Source organism: Bradyrhizobium sp. (genome assembly GCF_049512235.1).
GTDB lineage: Bacteria > Pseudomonadota > Alphaproteobacteria > Rhizobiales > Xanthobacteraceae > Bradyrhizobium.
Genome location: NZ_JBEKXH010000131.1, coordinates 1 through 18,387, shown reverse-complemented (window position 1 = coordinate 18,387; position 18,387 = coordinate 1). Strand labels below are relative to the sequence as shown.

Here is an 18,387-nt window from a genome sequence, read left to right as displayed (position 1 = left end):
CCCTCCGCAAAACCATAGGAACGCGGATCGAGTTCTTCGCGATCGCGCGGCGCTTCGATGCCGAGCGGATCGAGCTTGGCGTGGAAATGACCGCGCATGCGGTAGGCCCGGATCAGCATCAAGGCACGGACCGAATCGCGGGTCGCCTGATGGACATCGGCCGATGTCGGTTCCGCGCCCTTGTCAGTACCCTTGGCCTGCGCCTTGGCGGCGAGCTTGGCGCCGACAGCCTTCTCGACTTGCGCCCAATTGCCGTCGAGCGCGGAGGTCAAATCGTCGCGCGGCGTCAGCGGCCAATTGTCCCGCCCCCAGGACGGCCCCTCGGCGTTTTTGATCACATCCGCCGGCTGGTCTTTCAGGCTTTTGAAGAACTCCTGCCACTCGGTATCGACCGAGGAGGGGTCTTTCTCATAGCGGGCGTAGATATCGTCGATGTAGGGGGCGTTTGTGCCCTGCAGAAAGGAAGAGAGAGCAAATGCGGCATTCGCGTCTTGGCGAGACATGATTGCGTCCTGGTGATTTCGGTTCGCGCATGGAAAACGGCGCATCAGCCGATCCGGGTACCGGACCAGCGGGATAAGCGTCCTTTTACCCTATTTAGGGTGAATGTGCGCCCCGAAAAGAACCAAGAACTGAATTAGCCCTTCAATTTTTCGACAAGGGTCTTTCCGAGCCGGGCCGGAGACGGAGAAACCGTGATTCCGGCCGCTTCCATCGCCGCGGTCTTGGAACCAGCATCGCCCTTGCCACCGGAAATGATCGCGCCGGCATGGCCCATGCGGCGTCCGGGAGGCGCCGTGACGCCGGCGATGAAGCCGACCATCGGCTTCTTGCGGCCGCGCTTGGCCTCGTCCTTGAGGAACTGGGCGGCGTCTTCCTCGGCCGAACCGCCGATCTCGCCGATCATCACGATCGAGGTGGTCTTGGGGTCGGCCAAAAACATTTCCAGCACGTCGATGAATTCGGTGCCCTTGACCGGGTCGCCGCCGATGCCGACCGCGGTGGTCTGGCCGAGGCCTTCCTGGGTGGTCTGGAACACCGCCTCATAGGTCAGGGTGCCCGAGCGCGACACGATCCCGACATTGCCGGGCTTGAAGATGTTGGCCGGCATGATGCCGATCTTGCATTCGCCGGCGGTCATCACACCCGGGCAGTTCGGCCCGATCAGCCGCGACTTCGACCCGCTCAACGATCTCTTGACCCGCACCATGTCGAGCACCGGAATGCCCTCGGTGATGCAGACGATCAAGGGGATTTCGGCGTCGATGGCCTCGCAGATCGCGTCCGCCGCGCCAGGCGGCGGCACATAGATCACGCTGGCATCGGCGCCGGTTCTTTCCCGCGCCTCGGTCACGGTATCGAACACCGGTAGCCCGAGATGGGTCGAGCCGCCTTTGCCCGGCGAGGTGCCGCCGACCATTTTTGTGCCGTAGGCCATCGCGGCTTCGGAATGAAAGGTGCCGTTCTTGCCGGTAAATCCCTGGCAGATGACTTTTGTGTTGCTGTCGATCAGAACGGACATGGCTTTTCCCGGTTTTGGCCCATCAGTGGACGCGAAAAGGATTAATTGCTCGAACCGAGCCGTAGATTTGGTCGTGGTTCGTCTTGCGGGTGACGTTGACAAAGAACTCCTGAAGCACTTGTCCGGACAAGCCAAAATCCGTCTCGGCTATGATCCAGCGCGCGCGTTCGTACTTGGCAGGCGCGGTGAAGCGCGCCATCGCCGCGTAGAAAAGCACGTTGGTATCAAGGAAGCAGTCAACGGTCATAGGATCTGGCCCTGTCCCATCCGTGATGGCCCATGTCTCCATCCGTCTTGTCAATCAGATCGAGCAGGATCTTGCGGTTCGCAACATAAGCCTCTGCGCGCGCCTTCTCCCGATCATGGAGTTCTTCCCGAGGCGAAAGACCACCCTGCGCGCCTCCGAGCACCGACAGCACCCGCCTATGCGACGAGTTAGCGAGAGTTATCGGCACTAGACGTGCAAAGGCCTCAGTTTGCTGTCTGAGAAGGGTCTCCACACTCGTCTGACGCGCGTCCGCAACGGACGTAACACGCGCCAGCGTCTCTTCATCGACATCGAAAGTGACTTTCGTCATGAAGGCAGCTCCAGGTACACCTTTAGCGGAAGAAGCAAAACCATCTGGCCCTTATTGCCGGTAAAGCCTTGGCAGATGACTTTTGTCTTTTTGTCGATCAGAACGGACATAGGAGTACTTTCAGAACGAGTTATCCATTTGGTCAGCGAGTGGCTTTGGCCAAGGCCTCCCATTGGTGCTCATTGGCCAGACAAGCTTTCCTTACGCGCGTCCACGGGTCAGAGTACCCGCCGATAAACGCCGGTGAGCACGTCGGACCAGCCTTCGGCGTCGGGCGAAAACTGGATCTTGATCGTGTAGCTGTCATCGTCGATGACCTCGTAGACATGGCGCGCATTGCCGCGCAGCGAGCCGCGCACCAGCGTGAGCACCTTGCCGGTCCAGCCGCCGGAGGCCGGCGCCGGGGCGTAATAGCCGAGCGAATCGTGCCAGAATAATTTATAGTGGCGGTCCTCGCGGTCATAGGTGAATACGCCATGGGTGGCGAAGCTCTCCTTGCCGTCGCGCATCTGCTGGCTGTCCTGGATCAGATAAAAGCCGTTCAGAGCCATGCGGGCTGTGACGTGCGAGGTGGCGGGTCCGCCTTCGGTCCAGCGCGAGGCAAAGACCGTCTCTTCACCGCTCCATTCGCCCGCGAAGACCGCAAGCCTGCGATGTTCCTGCAGCGCCAACGGTGCGGCGAGGCGGTCTGCGGGCATGGCGCTAGCCCCCCTTCACGGCCTTGACGATTTTTTGCGCGGCATCGTCGAGATCGTCGGCCGGCAGCACGTTGAGGCCGGACTCGCGGATGATCTTCTTGCCGGCATCGACATTGGTGCCTTCCAGCCGCACCACCAGCGGCACTTTCAGGCCGGCGTCCTTGACGGCTGCGACCACGCCCTCGGCGATGATGTCGCATTTCATGATGCCGCCGAAGATATTGACCAGGATGCCCTTCACATTGGGGTCGGCGGTAATGATCTTGAACGCCGCGGTGACCTTGGCCTTGTCGGCGCCGCCGCCGACGTCGAGGAAGTTCGCCGGCGCCATGCCATAGAGCTTGATGATGTCCATCGTCGCCATCGCAAGGCCGGCGCCATTGACCATGCAGCCGATATTGCCGTCGAGGGTGACGTAATTGAGATCATATTTCGACGCACGCCTCGATTTCCTTGGCGTCTTCCTCGGTCTCGTCGCGCAGAGCCGCCACTTCGGGATGACGAAACAGCGCATTGTCATCGAACGATACCTTGGCGTCGAGCACGCGCAACTGACCCTGCCTGGTGACGACCAGCGGGTTGATTTCCAGCATCGCCATGTCCTTGGCGACGAATGCCGTATAAAGCTGCGCCACCAGCTTTTCGGCCTGCTTGGCGAGATCGCCGGACAGCTTGAGCGCCTTGGCAACAGTGCGGCCGTGATGGGGCATGATGCCGGTCGCCGGATCGACCGAGAAGGTCACGATCTTCTCCGGCGTATGGTGGGCGACGTCCTCGATATTGACGCCGCCCTCGGTCGAGACCACGAACGACACTTCGGAAGTTTCGCGGTCGACCAGGATCGACAAATAAAACTCCTTGTCGATGTCGGAGCCATCCTCGATGTAAAGCCGGTTGACCTGCTTGCCGTGCGGGCCGGTCTGCACCGTGACCAGCGTCGCGCCGAGCATTTGTTTTGCGTATTCGTTGACCTCGGCGACCGATTTGGCGATGCGGACGCCGCCCTTGTCGCCGGCGGAAGCTTCCTTGAACTTGCCCTTGCCGCGGCCGCCGGCATGGATCTGGCTCTTCACCACAAAGACCGGGCCGGGAAGGATTTTCGCGGCCGCATCCGAATCGGCGGCCCGCAGCACCGGCACGCCCTTCGAGATCGGCACGCCGAATTCGTGCAGCAGCGCCTTGGCCTGGTATTCGTGAATATTCATCTGCGGCTCCCGAAAGCCTGGAAATGATCAGTATCCGATTGGCCGGCCTTGATTGGGGTCAACGGCCGAGCAGATCCGGCGCGATCTTCTTGCAGGCATCGACCAGACCCTGCACCGCGCCGACCGATTTGTCGAACGCCTCGCGGTCCTTGCCGGCCAGTTCGATCTCGACAATACGCTCCACCCCCTTCGATCCGATCACCACGGGGACGCCGACATACATGTCCTTGACACCGTATTCGCCGCTGAGATAGGCCGCGCAGGGCAGCACGCGCTTCTTGTCCCTGAGATAGCTCTCGGCCATCGCCACCGCCGATGCGGCGGGCGCATAAAACGCCGAGCCGGTCTTCAAGAGGTTGACGATCTCGGCGCCGCCGTTGCGGGTGCGATCGACGATCTCATCGATCCGCGCCTGCGAGGTCCAGCCCATCTTGACCAGGTCGGGCAGGGGAATGCCGGCCACCGTGGAATATCGCACCAGCGGCACCATGGTGTCGCCATGGCCGCCCAGCACGAAGGCGGTGACGTCTTCGACCGAGACATTGAACTCGTCGGCCAGGAAATAGCGGAAGCGCGAGGAATCCAGCACACCCGCCATGCCCACCACCTTCTTGTGCGGCATGCCGGAGGCCTTCTGCAGCGCCCACACCATGGCGTCGAGCGGATTGGTGATGCAGATCACGAAGGCATCGGGGGCGTACTTCTTGATGCCGGCGCCGACCTGCTCCATGACCTTGAGATTGATGCTCAGGAGGTCGTCGCGACTCATGCCGGGCTTGCGCGGTACGCCGGCGGTGACGATGCAGACCTTGGCGTTATCGAGCGCATCGTAGGAATTGGCGCCTGTGAAATTCGCGTCGAACCCGTCGACCGGCGAGGATTGCGCGATATCGAGCGATTTGCCTTGCGGCACGCCCTCGGCAATATCGAACATCACGACATCGCCGAGTTCCTTCAGGCCGATGAGGTGAGCCAACGTTCCGCCGATCTGACCGGAGCCAATCAAAGCTATCTTGTCGCGCGCCATGGGAATCCGTTCCTTTGAACGTATGGAGAAGGGTGAAAGGAGACTTGAATGGCCTATCCCTTTCGACCGGCCCGTTCAAGTCGGGCCGTGCTCAATTCTAGCCCTTGCCTTGATTTCGATCAGGTCGGCCTCGTCATTCCGGGGCGCGCGTCAGGGCGAAGGCGGAGTCTCGAGCTTCCCGATGTGCAAGGCACATCCCATGTCCGGTCCCGCGCACCAGGCCGGAAGGACGAGCCTCAGGTCTCCACCAGCCCGGTGCTTGACCCGCTTGCCGCGGAATCCTTGTGGCCGTGAGGCCGCGCCAAGTAGGATTCCGAACTCATTTCGATCAGCCGCGAGGCGGTTCGCTTGAACTCGTTGGCCTCATTGCCCTCGGTCGCCAGATAGAGCGACGGCGGATCGGCCGCGGCCGACGCCATCAGCTTCACCGCATTGTCATAAAGCGTATCGATCAAGGCAATGAACCGCTTGGCCGCGTTGCGCTCGGGGTAATCCATCACTGGAATGCGGTCGACCAGGATGGTATGATAGTCGTGGGCGAGCCTGAGATAGTCCGGGGCGGCGAGCGGCTTCTCGCACAGATCCTTAAACGAAAACCGCGCCACGCCGTGCGCCGAGCACGGCACATGCAGGATCCGGCCCTTGATCGAAATGTCGCGCGGCCGGCGGGGCGCATTACCGGTCATCCTCGACCACGCCCGGTCGAGGGCTGAGTCCGCGGCGCGGTCCGCCGGCACCAGCCACATTTTCACGCCGGCGAGCTTTTCCAGACGGAAATCGGTGCGCGCATCGAGCCGCAGCACATCCATATACGCCGATATCTGCGCGATGAAAGGGAGAAACAGCGCCCGGTTCAGTCCGCCCTTGTAGAGATCCTCGGGCGCGACGTTGGAGGTCGCCACCACCACGGTGCCACGCGCGAACAGCCTCGCGAACAGCCGTCCCAGGATCATCGCATCGGCAATGTCGGTGACATGAAACTCGTCGAAACACAAAAGCCAGGCCTCGTCGAAAATCGAGGCCGCGGTGAGCGCGATGACGTCACCGTCGGCGATCTCGCCGCGCGCGATGTCCTGGCGAAAACCAAAAATCCGCTCATGCACGTCGGCCATGAATTCATGGAAGTGCGCGCGGCGCTTGTGCGCGACCGGGCTCTGCTGAAAAAACATATCCATCAGCATGGTCTTGCCGCGTCCGACCTCGCCGTGGATGTAGAGGCCGCGCGGCGGCGGCTCGTCCTTGTCGGCAAACAGCCGGCCCAGCAGGCCTTGCTTGCGCACCGGCTTGTAGCCCGCAAGCCGCTGCTCAAGGCCGGCGAACGCCTCGGCCACCTCCGCCTGCGCGGCGTCGGGCTCAATCGCGCCGGAAGTAATGAGGCTCTGATAAAGGGCGCGGAACGAGGCGGGCGGGGTGGACAGCATGGCCTCCTTACGGCCCCAGCCGGAAGAAAATTGCAAGCCGCGAATTTTTGCAGGAGCCATGCACCATACCGGCTCCCGCTCGGTGTTCTTACGGTGTTCTTACGGAGAGAGAGGCGGTATTGGCGCGAATACGAGCCGCGAACCTTTTAGAGCTCTTCTCCGCATGCGTGAAGAAGTGCGCTTTTACGCGCCCAGCGCGTACGAACCCTCGATCACATAGGGCCCGCCGCCAGTGGTGGCGCGCGAAGAGAACAGCACGAAGCGCGACGCTGTAAACACCCGTGTCGGAAAGTACCCGCGCACCGACAGATAGTCCGCGACATCCATATTGGAGGCGTCGCGCAGTCGCGCCAGCGTCACATGCGGGGTGAATTTCCGTCCCTCCGGATCGAGTCCGATGCGCTGCATCAGCCGCTCCAGCTCGGCCTGCAACTCGATCAATGGCCGGCTCGGCGCCACCTGGGCCACCACCGCGCGCGGTTTTCTTCCGCCGAAGCTGGAGAGGCCCTGCAAAGCCACCTCGAACGGCTTGCGGTTGACCCGAAACAGCATCGAAGCGATTTCGTTGGCCGCTATACCGTCGATATCGCCGATGAAGCGCAAGGTGAGGTGATAATTTTCGGGATCGATCCAGCGTGCGCCCGGCAGGCCGCCACGCAAGCTGGAAAGCGTGTGGCCGATCTCGGCCGGAATTTCCAGTCCAGTGAACAAACGCGGCATCGCATTACTCCCGATGCTGGGGCCCGATCCCGAAAAGTGGATACCGGATTTCGGGAAAGATCATGGCCTAAACAAATTCCGGTGACGAATCACCGATGGAGATTTTTTACCGCAGTTGTGTGACTCTGCGAAGCATCGAGCGCTTGGCGACTGCAAAGCTTGCGGGAAAACATCGCGTTAGGGTTATTGCTGCCCATTTTTCAACTGCGCTGCCCGGATATCGAGCCGAGAAATGCCTCTACGGTGGGCAGCATGTTCCTGACGATGACGTCAACGCCCTCGGCTGTCGGATGCATGCCGTCGGCCTGGTTCAGTCTCGTGTCCGCGGCGACGCCCTGCAGGAAGAACGGATACAGCGGCACTCCGAACGATTTCGCCAGATCCGGGTAGATCGCATTGAAGCGGGCCGAATAATCGCTTCCGTAATTCGGCGGCGCGACCATGCCGCACAACAAGACCGCGATCTTGCGCGCCTTCAGCCGCGTCAGAATCTCTGACAGCGCAGCGCGGGTGACGGCAGGATCGGTGCCGCGCAAGGCATCGTTGGCGCCGAGTTCGACGATCACGGCCTCAGTGCCATCAGGCACTGACCAATCGAGCCGGTCGCGGCCGCCGGAACTGGTATCGCCGGACACCCCGGCATTGATCATGTCGACCCTTATCCCATTGGTTTGCAAAGAGACTTTCAATCGCTCGGGAAATGCCGCAGGCGCCGGAAGGCCATAACCGGCGCTCAGCGAATCGCCCAGCACCACCATCTTGATCGGCTTTGCCGGCGGAATCGCCGCCGCCTGGGCAAACCCCGGTTCCGCCGAGATCAGGGCCAGAGCCGACACGAGCATGTGCACGAACATGCGCAGCTGCCCCTCGACCTTGCTAACGAAAGTGCCATATGACCGAGCCATGGACAGTCTCATCGAATCCTCGTCATTGTCCGGCCTCGAGCCGGACACCATTGCCATCTCCAACCTCAACCTCTCACTCGGCGCCGGCGCTGCGCGGGTTCACATCCTGAAGGATATCAGCCTGCGCGTGGCATCCGGTGAAGCGATTGGCCTGATCGGACCGTCGGGTTCGGGCAAATCCACTCTTCTGATGGTGATGGCGGGACTGGAGCGTCCCGACAGCGGAGAGGTGGTGGTCAACGGCACGGCGTTCAATGCCCTCGACGAGGACGCCCTGGCACGCTTTCGCGGCCGTCAGGTCGGCATCGTGTTCCAGTCCTTTCACCTGATCCCGACCATGACCGCGCTGGAAAACGTCGCGGTGCCGCTGGAGCTGGCCGGCAATCCCGACGCCTCCCGGCGCGCCGCGCAAGAACTGACATCGGTCGGCCTCGGCGACCGCCTGCATCACTACCCCACGCAATTATCCGGCGGCGAGCAGCAGCGCGTAGCACTGGCCCGCGCGCTGGCGCCCGATCCCGCCATCCTGGTGGCCGACGAACCCACCGGAAATCTCGATGAGACCACCGGCCGGCAGATCGTCGACCTCTTGTTCACCAAACACGCCGAGCGCGGCATGACGCTCGTGCTCGTGACCCATGACAGCGCGCTGGCGCAGCGCTGCGATCGCGTGGTGCGGCTGCGCTCGGGCCGGATCGATGGACAAGTTTCCGTTCACGATGCCGCGTCATGAGGCTGGCCGCATGAGCATGGCTGCCGAAGCTGTCCGGGGTGGCCGGACGGGGTCGCTCGCGCTGCGCTTCGCGCTGCGCGAATTGCGCGGCGGCTTGCGCGGCTTTTACGTCTTCATCGCCTGCATCGCCCTTGGCGTGATGGCCGTTGCCGGCGTCGGCTCGGTCGCGGCCAGTCTCAGCGAGGGGCTGGCGCGCGAGGGCCGCACGCTGCTCGGCGGCGACGCGGCGTTCTCGCTGATCCAACGCGAGGCCAAACCGGAGGAAGTGGCCTATCTCGGCGCCCGCGGTCTGGTGTCGGTCGCGGCGACCCTGCGCGCGATGGTGCGCAGCGGCGATGGCCGGTTCGCGCTGGTCGAACTGAAGGCCGTCGACAGCGCCTACCCGATGCTCGGCCAATTGACCATCGAGCCGCAGATGCCGGTGGCCGACTTGCTGGCCGAGCGGCAAGATGCCGCCGGTCCGGCGTTCGGCGCGGCTGCGGATTCGACCTTGCTGGCCCGGCTCGATCTCAAGCTCGGCGACCGCGTCAGCATCGGCAATGCCAGCTTTCAGATCCGTAGCATCGTCGGTGCCGAACCGGACAAGCTCGCCGGCGGCATCGGCCTCGGTCCGCGCTTTCTGGTCAGCGAAGCCGGATTGCGCGCCACCGGGCTGTTGCAACCGGGCAGCCTGGTGCGCTGGATCTACCGGGTCAAGCTGCCGGACGCCGCGGCCGGCGATCGCGCCCTGACCGCGCTGCTCGACGATGTGAGAACGGCTTTGCCCGAGGCCGGCTGGGAGGTTCGCAGCCGAGCTAACGCTTCGCCGCAGCTGGAGCGCACCATCAGCCGTTTCACCCAGTTTCTCACGCTGGTTGGCCTCGCCTCGCTTTTGGTCGGCGGGGTCGGCGTCGCCAATGCCGTCAAAAGCCATGTCGATCGCCGCCGCGACGTCATCGCTACCTTCAAGGCACTGGGTGCGACCGGGCGCGACGTCTTCACGATCTACCTGACGCAGGTGATTGTGCTCGCTGGAGCCGGCTCGGTGATCGGGCTTGCCGCCGGCGCGGCGCTGCCGTTCATCATCGTCGGCCTATTCGGCAAGCTGTTGCCGCTGCCGGTGGTGCCGGCGCTGCACCCGGATGAACTGCTGATGTCCTTGGTCTACGGGCTCCTGACCGCGCTCGCCTTTGGGCTTTGGCCGCTCGGTCGCGTGCATGACGTGCCGGTGGCGGCGCTGTTTCGCGAAGCGGTCGCGAGCAGCTGGCATCGCCCGCGCTGGCGCTATCTGGCGCTGATGGCCGTGGTGATCGCCCTGCTGATCGCGGTGGTGATCGGGTTCGCTTACGACAAGCGCATCGCAACGGTATTTGTCGTGTCCTCGGTCGTGGTATTTGCGCTGTTGCGCGCCATCGCCGCCGGCCTCATGGCGCTGGCGCGAAGTCTGCCGCGCACCCGCATCACCATGCTGCGCCTGGCGATCGCCAATATCTACCGGCCCGGCGCATTGACGCCCTCGGTGGTGATGTCGCTTGGCCTCGGCCTCGCCGTGCTGGTCACGATCACGCAAATCGACGGCAATCTGCGGCGGCAATTCCTGGCGGCGCTGCCGGATCGCGCGCCGTCGTTCTATTTCATCGACATCCCGGCCAGTGAAGCCGACCGGTTCGGCGCCTTCCTCAAGCGGGCCGCCCCGCAATCGACCGTCGAAGATGTTCCGATGTTGCGCGGGCGCATCGTCGCAGCCCGTGGCGTCAAGGCGGAAGACCTCAGGGCCTCGAGCGACGCCGAGTGGGTGCTGCAGAGCGACCGCGGCCTGACCTATACCGGTGAAATCCCTGCGGGTTCCAAGGTGGTCGAAGGCCAATGGTGGGGCGCCGGCTATGACGGACCGCCGCTGGTCTCGATCGAGAAGAAGATCGCCGACGGGCTCGGGCTCAGGATCGGCGACCCGATCGTCGTCAATGTGCTCGGCCGCGATATCACCGCCACCATCGGCAACATGCGCAGCATCGACTGGCAAGGCCTCGGCATCAATTTCGTACTGGTGTTCTCCCCGAACGCTTTCCGGGGCGCCCCGCATACCCATATCGCCACTCTGACCGAGAACCACCCAGATGCCGCCGGCGACGCCCGCATCATCAAATCGGTGGCCGACGCGTTCCCCATGGTGACCAGCGTTCGGGTCCGCGAGGCGCTGGAGACGATCGGCGGCGTCGTCACCAACCTGGTGCTGGCGATCCGCGGTGCCAGCGCGGTCACTTTGATCTCCGCCATTCTGGTGCTGGGCGGAGCGCTGGCCGCCGGCCATCGGCATCGGGTTTACGACGCGGTCATTCTGAAAACCCTGGGCGCGACCCGGGCGCGGCTGCTCGGCGCCTACGCGCTGGAATACCTGATGATCGGCTTCGCCACTGCCGTTTTTGGCGTGATCGCGGGCTCCATCGCTGCCTGGCTGATCGTGTCGCGGCTAATGACGCTGAGCTTCGTCTGGCAGGCCGGCAGCGCCGCGGGCGTGGTCGCTGCCGCACTGATCGTGACGGTGGGACTGGGACTGGCGGGCACGCTTTTGGCGCTGAACCAGAAGCCCGCCACGGTGCTGCGAAATTTATGAAGGTTTGCAGCCGGTCCGCGGGCGCCGCCGGCCGATCGGCAGCCAATCCCGCCATCCGGCGCTTTGCCGGCGGCGCCGGCATTCCGCTTCGCCCCCGGAATCCGGCCTGTGGAGCGACATTCGGCCGCGCATGGAAGCTTGCAGGAAATGTGCTAGTTTCCCACATATCGATCGGGCCAGAGGCCGTTTGATGACACCCGTTGATGACACAAAATTAATGTCAGCAAATGGCGGTATCTGGGCTAGATTTCTTTAACCGGCGCCGCAAACCCTGCGCTCCGCCGGACCAACAAATGGGAATTCGACCATGTCGGACCTAGACCGCAACTACACTTCTCCTTTCGGCCGGGCCGCCGGGCGCGTTGACGCCGCGACCGTCGACGCCGGTCTGCGCGCCTACATGCTGCGCATCTACAACTACATGAGCATCGGGCTGGCCATCACCGGCCTCGCCGCGCTCGGAGTCTATATGGCGGCGGTGACCTCCGATCCGTCGGGCGCCGCCGTCCACGTCGGCAGTATGTATCTGACGCCGTTCGGCTATGCGATATTCGTCAGCCCCCTGAAATGGCTGTTCATCCTGGCGCCGCTCGCCATGGTGTTCGCGATTTCAGCCGGTATCAACCGGCTGCGGCCGGCCACCGCCCAGATGCTGTTCTGGGTGTTTTCGGCGCTGATGGGGATATCGCTGTCGTCGATCTTCCTGGTGTATACCCACACCTCGATCGTACGGGTGTTCTTCATCACCGCGGCCACCTTCGGCGCGCTCAGCCTCTATGGCTACACCACCAAGCGTGACATGACCGGAATGGGATCGTTCCTGATCATGGGCCTGTTCGGCATCATCATCGCGAGCCTGGTCAATCTGTTCCTGGCCAGCTCGATGCTGCAGTTCATGGTATCGGTGATCGGCGTGCTGGTGTTTGCGGGCCTCACCGCCTACGACACCCAGCGGCTGAAGAACGACTACATCTACGGCTATGCCTCGCAGGGCGGAGATGTCGCGGAGCGGGCCTCGATCATTGGCGCGCTGTCGCTGTATTTGAACTTCATCAACCTGTTTACCCTGCTGCTGCAGCTGCTCGGTCAGCGCGACTGATCGGTTTCGGCTCAGGGCGGACCAGTTCAAGCCCCGGCCGCATGGCCGGGGCTTTTCTTTTGCCGACAGCAAAAATAGTCTCGGAAAACCATGTCCGCTGCCGAAATCAGGCCCGCCACCGCCGCCGACCTTCGCTTCATTACCGGTATTTACGACCATGCGGTGCGCCAGGGCACTGCGACGTTCGAGATCGTCCCGCCGGATCTCGCTGAGATGACGCGGCGCTTTGACGCGCTGATGGATGGCGGCTTCCCCTATCTGGTTGCAACCCTCGACGGCCGCGTCGCCGGATATGCCTATGCCGGGGCCTACCGGCTGCGGCCAGCCTATCGCTTCACCGTGGAGAATTCGATCTATCTCGAGCCTTCCATCCACAGGCAGGGGATCGGCCTGCAATTGCTGCAAAGGCTGATCGCCGCCACCGAGGCGCGCGGCTATCGGCAGATGATCGCGGTGATCGGGGATTCCGCCAATGCCGGATCAATCGGCGTGCACACCAAATGCGGGTTTCAGATGATCGGGACCCATCCGGATGTCGGCTTCAAGTTCGGCCGCTGGCTCGACATCGTGATGATGCAGCGCGCGCTGGGCGAGGGGGCGCTAACGGTGCCGGCCCAACCGTAGCCCGGAGCGCCCTACACCACCGCCAGCTTGCGGTCGATCACCAGGAGCACGCGGTCGAGCTCGGGTCCGCGGCGCAGGATCAGCCCGCTTGCCGAGATCACGCTGTAAATGCCCTGCTTGCGCGCCAGCCGCGGATCTTTTTCGATGCGGTAGATCGGCACTTCGGAGGCGCGGCGGAATACCGAGAACACCGCGCGATCCCGCAGGAAATCGATGGCATAGTCGCGCCACTCGCCTTCGGCCACCATGCGTCCGTACAGATTGAGGATACGATTGAGTTCGAGCCGATTGAACGTCACCCGGCCAGGCAAAGCACCCGCAGCGGCATTGCGCGCCGCTGCGCGGTTATCGCTTGGATCGGTTTCCTCCGACATCGAACTCATGCGGTCCCCCCCTGTCATTTAACCCGCATGATTGCGCCGACTGTCCGCCGCCGCAAGAGCCCGGCGGGGCAACCGGAGCGAGATTTACCGATCCAGGGGTGTCTGGGCCGGCAGAGACCAAACCGTCGTCACGGGATCGTTAACGGAATCACAATGCCGCCCCACTTCCGCCCAGCGGGCGACGTGCTAAACTAACACAATCAAGACTTGAGTTGGCCCGGTCCTTTCAGCTCCGGATTCCTCAGCCCCCAGCCCCCCGGGGCGGTCGGGGCCGGGCCTATTCATGAATAGCTATCAGCCAAGGGGGGCCAACGAAAGTTGGTCCTTTTTTTCTGTTGGGGATGCGGGATTCCAGGCGCGCCGACACCATCAAACGTGGAGATGACGGACCCGCCGCCGGCTTCTTCCAAAGGAATTTCCTCGACCAAATCAAATTATTCAGTGCAGCGACGTGAAGGCCGCGCCTAACATCGGGCCCGGTCTGTCGCGATTGCCGTCCTGGACATAGACCACCGCGGCATCGACGCCCTCGCGGGATATATTCTCCAAAGGCACCGTCCAACTGCCGGAGGTACCGTTCCAGTCACCGACCTTGAGCAGGTTACGTACCACATTGTAGTAGGTGACTTCGCGTCCGCTATTCTCGCCGCGCCCGATTGAAATCGGCACCGCTTTCGATATTGAGCAGATCCAGACCTCGCCATGCATGGCTGCCGGGCCCGTGCTGGAGGCCGCGACCGAAATGGTGATCTGTTTGCCCGATTGCGTCATCGTCACCGGAACGGACATCACGCCGTCGGCCTTCCTGGTCTCGCCGATGGCGCTTTCGATGCCCTTCCAATCGCTGCCGATCACATGCACCGATCCATTGACGACAACTTGCGGCGTGTAGACTTCACGATCGCCGCGCATCCGCGAATAGGCCTTCTGGCGCGCGCTGAAGCGGGCGTCCGCCAGCGTGTCCTTCCAGCCGAGGTAGTCCCAGTAATCGATCGGCAGGCTCAGCGCGACGACCGAGGGATCCTTGGCCAGCTCGCCTAGAACCTTGTCGGCGGGAGGACACGACGAGCAGCCCTGCGATGTGAACAGCTCGACCACGGCGCGCGGGTCGGCGTGGGCTGGAGGGATGATTGCGACAATGCAACAGACGCAAAGCGCGCCCGACCATCGCGAAACAGACTTATAGACCATCATCGCTGTCATACTGGAACCGGGACAAACCCAAAATTTTGCAATCAACCCCCTTGCGGTGCCCGTCGCGCTGGGGTTCCAGCGCAAGAAGGCGACCTTTCATAGGCCGCCTCCCCTTGCCTCGCCACTCACTTCGCGGTGAGGCATCGATCACAAGCCGCATCACGCCGCCAGCTTGCGCAGCACGTAATGCAGGATGCCGCCATTTCGATAATAGTCGAGTTCGTCGAGCGTATCGATCCGGCACAGCAGCGAAACGCGCTGCAGCGCGCCATCGCTGGACACGATTTCCGCCGTCAGCATCTGGCGCGGCTTCAGCTCGCCCTGCAAGCCCCTGATCGTTACCTTCTCATCGCCCTTCAGCCCGATCGACTGCCAGGAGGCACCATTCTCGAAGGTCAGCGGCAGCACGCCCATGCCGACCAGATTGGAGCGATGGATACGCTCGAAGCTCTGGCAGATCACGGCGCGGACGCCGAGCAGCCTGGTGCCCTTCGCGGCCCAGTCGCGTGACGAGCCATTGCCATATTCGGCGCCGGCAAAAACCACCAGCGGCACTTTCTCGGCCTGATACTTCATGGCGGCATCGTAGATCGACATCTGCTCGCCGTCGGGCCAATGTTTGGTGAGGCCGCCTTCCGGAATGTTGCCGTCGGCGCCCTTCAGCATGAAGTTCTTGATGCGGATATTGGCGAAGGTGCCGCGCATCATGACTTCATGGTTGCCGCGCCGCGTGCCGTATTGATTGAAATCCGCCGGGCGCACCTGATGCTCGCTGAGAAATTTTCCTGCCGGAGAGGTCAACTTGATCGAGCCGGCCGGCGAGATATGGTCGGTCGTGATCTTGTCGCCGAACATCGCCAGAATCCGCGCATCGACAACGTCGACGATCGGTTCCGGCTCCTTCTTCATGCCTTCGAAATAAGGCGGGTTCTGAACGTAGGTCGAGCTCATGTTCCAGCGGTAGGTTTCGCTCTCCTCGGTCTTGATCTTGCGCCAGTTGGTATCGCCCTTGAACACATCGGCGTAGCGCTTCTTGAAGATCGTCGCCGTCACGAACTTCTTCATCAATGCGTTGATCTCCTTGCTCGTCGGCCAGATGTCCTTGAGGTACACCGGCTTGCCGTCCTTGCCGTTGCCGATCGGCTCGACCGCGAGATCCCTTGTCACCGTTCCCGCCAGCGCATAGGCCACCACCAGCGGTGGCGACGCCAGATAGTTGGCCTGCACGTCGGGGCTGACGCGGCCTTCGAAGTTGCGGTTACCCGACAATACCGCGGCGGCAACGATGCCGTTGTCGTTGATCGACTTCGAAATCTCTTCCGGCAGCGGGCCCGAATTGCCGATGCAGGTGGTGCAGCCGAAGCCGACCAGGTTGAAGCCGACCTTGTCGAGATCGGTCTGCAGGCCGGAATTGGCGAGATATTCCGCGACCACCTGGCTTCCCGGTGCCAGCGACGTCTTGACCCAGGGTTTTGCCTTCAGACCCTTGGCGGCGGCGTTGCGCGCCAAAAGCCCGGCGCCGATCAGAACGCTGGGATTGGAAGTGTTGGTGCAGGAGGTGATCGCCGCGATCACGACGTCACCATGGCCGAGATCGAAATTGCGATTCTCGACCGCATAGCGCTTCGAGGCGTCGGCCGCCTTCTTGTATTCGGTGGTCATCGCGGTTGAAAATCCTTCGGCAACTGCTGGCAGCGCGACGCGGCCTTCGGGGCGTTTCGGTCCGGCCATCGACGGCACCACGTCGGCCAGATCGAGCGTCAGCGTGGTCGTGAATACCGGATCGGCCGACTTGGCGGTGCGGAACAAGCCTTGCGCCTTGGCATAGGCGGCGACCAGCGCGACGCGGTCAGACTTGCGGCCCGAGGTCTTGAGATAATCGATCGTCGCGGCGTCGACCGGAAAGAAGCCGCAGGTGGCGCCATATTCCGGCGCCATGTTGCCGATGGTCGCCTTGTCGGCGACCGAGAGATGATCGAGGCCGGGGCCGAAAAATTCCACGAATTTTCCGACCACGCCCAGCTTGCGCAGCATCTGGGTCACCGTCAGCACAAGGTCGGTCGCGGTGACGCCTTCCTTGAGTTGGCCATCGAGCTTGAACCCGACCACTTCCGGCAGCAGCATCGACAGCGGCTGCCCGAGCATGCAGGCTTCCGCCTCGATGCCGCCGACGCCCCAGCCGAGCACCGCAAGGCCGTTGACCATGGTGGTGTGGGAGTCGGTACCGACAAGTGAATCGGGATAGGCGACCTCGAAGGTGCCTTTCTTTTTGCCGACCGTCATCTTTTCTTTCTTGGTCCACACCGTCTGCGCGAGGTATTCGAGATTGACCTGATGGCAGATGCCGGTGCCGGGCGGCACCACGGAGAAATTCGAAAACGCCTTCTGACCCCATTTCAGGAATTCATATCGCTCCTGATTCTGCTTGTATTCCTCGACGACATTCTTGCCGAAGGCCTTGTTGTCGCCGAAGAAGTTCACGATCACGCTGTGGTCGATGACGAGATCGACCGGCACCAGCGGATTGATCTTTTCGGCGTCGCCGCCGAGCGCCTGCATGGCATTGCGCATGGCCGCCAGATCGACCACCGCCGGCACGCCGGTGAAATCCTGCATCAAGACCCGCGCCGGACGGAACGCGATCTCGTGTTCGAGCGCGCGCTTTTTCAACCATTTCGCAAATGCGAGGAGGTCGTCCTTCTTGACGGTGCGGCCGTCTTCATTGCGCAGCAGGTTTTCCAACAGCACCTTCATCGAATAAGGCAGCTTGGAAATCCCCTTCAGACCGTTCTTCTCGGCGGTGGGCAGGCTGTAATAGACGTAGTTCTTGCCGCCGACCCTGAGGGTCTTCAGGCATTTAAAACTGTCGAGCGAGGTCATGTGCGGAAATCCCGATTAATCGTTATACCCGGCAAGGGTATCAAAGCACCGGCGGCGAGGGTAGGCCTGATGGCTTGCCGCGGCGGGTTGTGTGCGGCATCAAGTTGCGGCTTATAGAATCTTTCCAGCGGCGCCGCCACAAGCAACCATCGTCGCGCGGTATGCGGCATCCAGAATTCTAGCGGGCCATGGAAGGGCAAAATGCGGCTCTCGGGACGCGACGTGAGGTGTGTGCGGGGCGGCCGGGAAATATTCTCGGGTCTCGATTTCGAGATCGAAGCGGGCGAGGCCTTGGCCGTCACCGGTACCAATGGATCGGGTAAAACCTCGCTGCTGCGGCTGATCGGAGGCCTGTTGGTGATGGCCGGCGGCTCGATCGGGCTCAAGGGCGGCGACACGGAACTGACCCTGCCCGAACAGGCCCATTATCTCGGCCACCGCGACGCGCTGAAGCCGGCGTTGAGCGTTGTGGAAAACCTATCGTTCTGGCGGGATTATCTAGGCGGCGAGGCGTCCGACAGCGCAGAATGCCTTGCTGCGGTAGGGCTCGACCATGCCGCAGATCTGCCGTCGGCCTATCTGTCGGCCGGGCAAAGGCGGCGGCTCTCGATCGCCCGGCTACTGGCGGTGCGGCGGCCGATCTGGCTTTTGGACGAGCCGACCAATGCGCTGGACAGACCAGGTCAGAGCCTGTTTGCCGCCCTGATGGGCGATCATCTGTCGCATGGCGGCCTGATCATCGCCGCCACCCACGCCCCCCTCGGGATTGCCGCACGCGAATTGCGGATCGGGGGCGCGAGGTGAC

At 62.7% G+C, this 18,387-nt stretch carries 17 protein-coding genes and 1 pseudogene; 5 read left to right on the top strand and 13 right to left on the bottom strand.

Features of this window, described 5'->3' with window-relative positions; translation table 11 throughout:
- The 10 genes and pseudogenes from ABSG20_RS14355 to ABSG20_RS14310 form a co-directional block, all read right to left on the bottom strand.
- A partial coding sequence (locus ABSG20_RS14355) for a 2-oxoglutarate dehydrogenase E1 subunit family protein (protein WP_423865162.1) occupies nucleotides 1–503 on the bottom strand: 503 nt, incomplete at its 3' end.
- A 134-nt stretch (nucleotides 504–637) separates the two neighbouring features.
- Nucleotides 638–1,522 (bottom strand): succinate--CoA ligase subunit alpha, encoded by an 885-nt coding sequence (gene sucD, locus ABSG20_RS14350; RefSeq protein ID WP_423865161.1) that lies wholly within the window; start codon nucleotides 1,520–1,522, stop codon nucleotides 638–640.
- A 22-nt stretch (nucleotides 1,523–1,544) separates the two neighbouring features.
- Nucleotides 1,545–1,769 carry a PIN domain-containing protein gene (locus ABSG20_RS14345; RefSeq protein ID WP_423865160.1) on the bottom strand — a complete coding sequence of 75 codons (225 nt, stop codon included), beginning with the start codon at nucleotides 1,767–1,769 and terminating at the stop codon, nucleotides 1,545–1,547.
- Nucleotides 1,759–2,100 carry a hypothetical protein gene (locus ABSG20_RS14340; RefSeq protein ID WP_423865159.1) on the bottom strand — a complete coding sequence of 114 codons (342 nt, stop codon included), beginning with the start codon at nucleotides 2,098–2,100 and terminating at the stop codon, nucleotides 1,759–1,761. The genes ABSG20_RS14345 and ABSG20_RS14340 overlap by 11 nt, the downstream gene beginning before the upstream one ends.
- Nucleotides 2,101–2,318: 218 nt before the next feature.
- Nucleotides 2,319–2,798, bottom strand: coding sequence for a DUF1579 family protein (locus ABSG20_RS14335; RefSeq protein WP_423865158.1), 480 nt, complete (start codon nucleotides 2,796–2,798; stop codon nucleotides 2,319–2,321).
- Between the two features lie 4 nt (nucleotides 2,799–2,802).
- Nucleotides 2,803–4,003: pseudogene (gene sucC, locus ABSG20_RS14330) on the bottom strand (ADP-forming succinate--CoA ligase subunit beta).
- 58 nt (nucleotides 4,004–4,061) lie between these two features.
- Nucleotides 4,062–5,030, bottom strand: coding sequence for a malate dehydrogenase (mdh, locus tag ABSG20_RS14325; protein ID WP_423865157.1), 969 nt, complete (start codon nucleotides 5,028–5,030; stop codon nucleotides 4,062–4,064).
- Nucleotides 5,031–5,266: 236 nt separating this feature from the next.
- A complete protein-coding gene (gene zapE, locus ABSG20_RS14320) occupies nucleotides 5,267–6,451 on the bottom strand; it encodes a cell division protein ZapE (RefSeq protein WP_423865164.1) in 1,185 nt (394 codons plus the stop codon).
- Nucleotides 6,452–6,634: 183 nt separating this feature from the next.
- Nucleotides 6,635–7,171, bottom strand: coding sequence for an RNA 2',3'-cyclic phosphodiesterase (thpR, locus tag ABSG20_RS14315; protein WP_423865156.1), 537 nt, complete (start codon nucleotides 7,169–7,171; stop codon nucleotides 6,635–6,637).
- A 200-nt stretch (nucleotides 7,172–7,371) separates the two neighbouring features.
- Nucleotides 7,372–8,019, bottom strand: a complete 648-nt coding sequence (locus tag ABSG20_RS14310) for an arylesterase (protein WP_423865163.1) — start codon at nucleotides 8,017–8,019, stop codon at nucleotides 7,372–7,374.
- Between the two features lie 55 nt (nucleotides 8,020–8,074).
- On the opposite strand from ABSG20_RS14310, the gene ABSG20_RS14305 reads away from it, so the two are divergent.
- From ABSG20_RS14305 to ABSG20_RS14290, 4 genes are all read left to right on the top strand, one after another.
- Entirely contained in the window at nucleotides 8,075–8,809 is a 735-nt protein-coding gene (locus ABSG20_RS14305; RefSeq protein WP_423865155.1) for an ABC transporter ATP-binding protein, read from the top strand.
- Between the two features lie 10 nt (nucleotides 8,810–8,819).
- Entirely contained in the window at nucleotides 8,820–11,402 is a 2,583-nt protein-coding gene (locus tag ABSG20_RS14300; RefSeq protein WP_423865154.1) for an ABC transporter permease, read from the top strand.
- 307 nt (nucleotides 11,403–11,709) lie between these two features.
- Nucleotides 11,710–12,501: a Bax inhibitor-1/YccA family protein gene (locus ABSG20_RS14295; RefSeq protein ID WP_423865153.1), complete on the top strand. Its 792-nt coding sequence runs from the start codon at nucleotides 11,710–11,712 to the stop codon at nucleotides 12,499–12,501.
- Between the two features lie 90 nt (nucleotides 12,502–12,591).
- Nucleotides 12,592–13,125 (top strand): GNAT family N-acetyltransferase, encoded by a 534-nt coding sequence (locus ABSG20_RS14290; RefSeq protein ID WP_423865152.1) that lies wholly within the window; start codon nucleotides 12,592–12,594, stop codon nucleotides 13,123–13,125.
- Nucleotides 13,126–13,136: 11 nt separating this feature from the next.
- Here ABSG20_RS14290 and ABSG20_RS14285 read toward each other — a convergent pair whose 3' ends face one another.
- The 3 genes from ABSG20_RS14285 to acnA all read right to left on the bottom strand — a co-directional run bounded on the left by ABSG20_RS14285 (nucleotide 13,137) and on the right by acnA (nucleotide 17,582).
- The gene (locus ABSG20_RS14285) at nucleotides 13,137–13,508 is read right to left on the bottom strand and encodes a DUF2794 domain-containing protein (protein ID WP_423865151.1); all 372 of its coding nucleotides are present in this window, start codon (nucleotides 13,506–13,508) and stop codon (nucleotides 13,137–13,139) included.
- Between the two features lie 438 nt (nucleotides 13,509–13,946).
- Nucleotides 13,947–14,711: a DUF1223 domain-containing protein gene (locus ABSG20_RS14280; RefSeq protein WP_423865150.1), complete on the bottom strand. Its 765-nt coding sequence runs from the start codon at nucleotides 14,709–14,711 to the stop codon at nucleotides 13,947–13,949.
- Between the two features lie 150 nt (nucleotides 14,712–14,861).
- Nucleotides 14,862–17,582, bottom strand: coding sequence for an aconitate hydratase AcnA (acnA, locus tag ABSG20_RS14275; RefSeq protein WP_423865149.1), 2,721 nt, complete (start codon nucleotides 17,580–17,582; stop codon nucleotides 14,862–14,864).
- Nucleotides 17,583–17,783: 201 nt separating this feature from the next.
- Here acnA and ccmA point away from each other — a divergent pair, with 201 nt between their 5' ends.
- Entirely contained in the window at nucleotides 17,784–18,386 is a 603-nt protein-coding gene (gene ccmA, locus ABSG20_RS14270; protein WP_423865148.1) for a heme ABC exporter ATP-binding protein CcmA, read from the top strand.
- Nucleotide 18,387: the final 1 nt, after the last annotated feature.

Bases quoted from the DNA above. Each gene is read 5' to 3' on its own strand.
- sucD (WP_423865161.1), bottom strand. From the start codon at position 1,522: ATGTCCGTTCTGATCGACAGCAACACAAAAGTCATCTGCCAGGGATTT.
- ABSG20_RS14345 (WP_423865160.1), bottom strand. From the start codon at position 1,769: ATGACCGTTGACTGCTTCCTTGATACCAACGTGCTTTTCTACGCGGCG.
- ABSG20_RS14340 (WP_423865159.1), bottom strand. From the start codon at position 2,100: ATGACGAAAGTCACTTTCGATGTCGATGAAGAGACGCTGGCGCGTGTT.
- ABSG20_RS14335 (WP_423865158.1), bottom strand. From the start codon at position 2,798: ATGCCCGCAGACCGCCTCGCCGCACCGTTGGCGCTGCAGGAACATCGC.
- mdh (WP_423865157.1), bottom strand. From the start codon at position 5,030: ATGGCGCGCGACAAGATAGCTTTGATTGGCTCCGGTCAGATCGGCGGA.
- zapE (WP_423865164.1), bottom strand. From the start codon at position 6,451: ATGCTGTCCACCCCGCCCGCCTCGTTCCGCGCCCTTTATCAGAGCCTC.
- thpR (WP_423865156.1), bottom strand. From the start codon at position 7,171: ATGCCGCGTTTGTTCACTGGACTGGAAATTCCGGCCGAGATCGGCCAC.
- ABSG20_RS14305 (WP_423865155.1), top strand. From the start codon at position 8,075: ATGGACAGTCTCATCGAATCCTCGTCATTGTCCGGCCTCGAGCCGGAC.
- ABSG20_RS14300 (WP_423865154.1), top strand. From the start codon at position 8,820: ATGAGCATGGCTGCCGAAGCTGTCCGGGGTGGCCGGACGGGGTCGCTC.
- ABSG20_RS14295 (WP_423865153.1), top strand. From the start codon at position 11,710: ATGTCGGACCTAGACCGCAACTACACTTCTCCTTTCGGCCGGGCCGCC.
- ABSG20_RS14290 (WP_423865152.1), top strand. From the start codon at position 12,592: ATGTCCGCTGCCGAAATCAGGCCCGCCACCGCCGCCGACCTTCGCTTC.
- ABSG20_RS14285 (WP_423865151.1), bottom strand. From the start codon at position 13,508: ATGAGTTCGATGTCGGAGGAAACCGATCCAAGCGATAACCGCGCAGCG.
- ABSG20_RS14280 (WP_423865150.1), bottom strand. From the start codon at position 14,711: ATGACAGCGATGATGGTCTATAAGTCTGTTTCGCGATGGTCGGGCGCG.
- acnA (WP_423865149.1), bottom strand. From the start codon at position 17,582: ATGACCTCGCTCGACAGTTTTAAATGCCTGAAGACCCTCAGGGTCGGC.
- ccmA (WP_423865148.1), top strand. From the start codon at position 17,784: ATGCGGCTCTCGGGACGCGACGTGAGGTGTGTGCGGGGCGGCCGGGAA.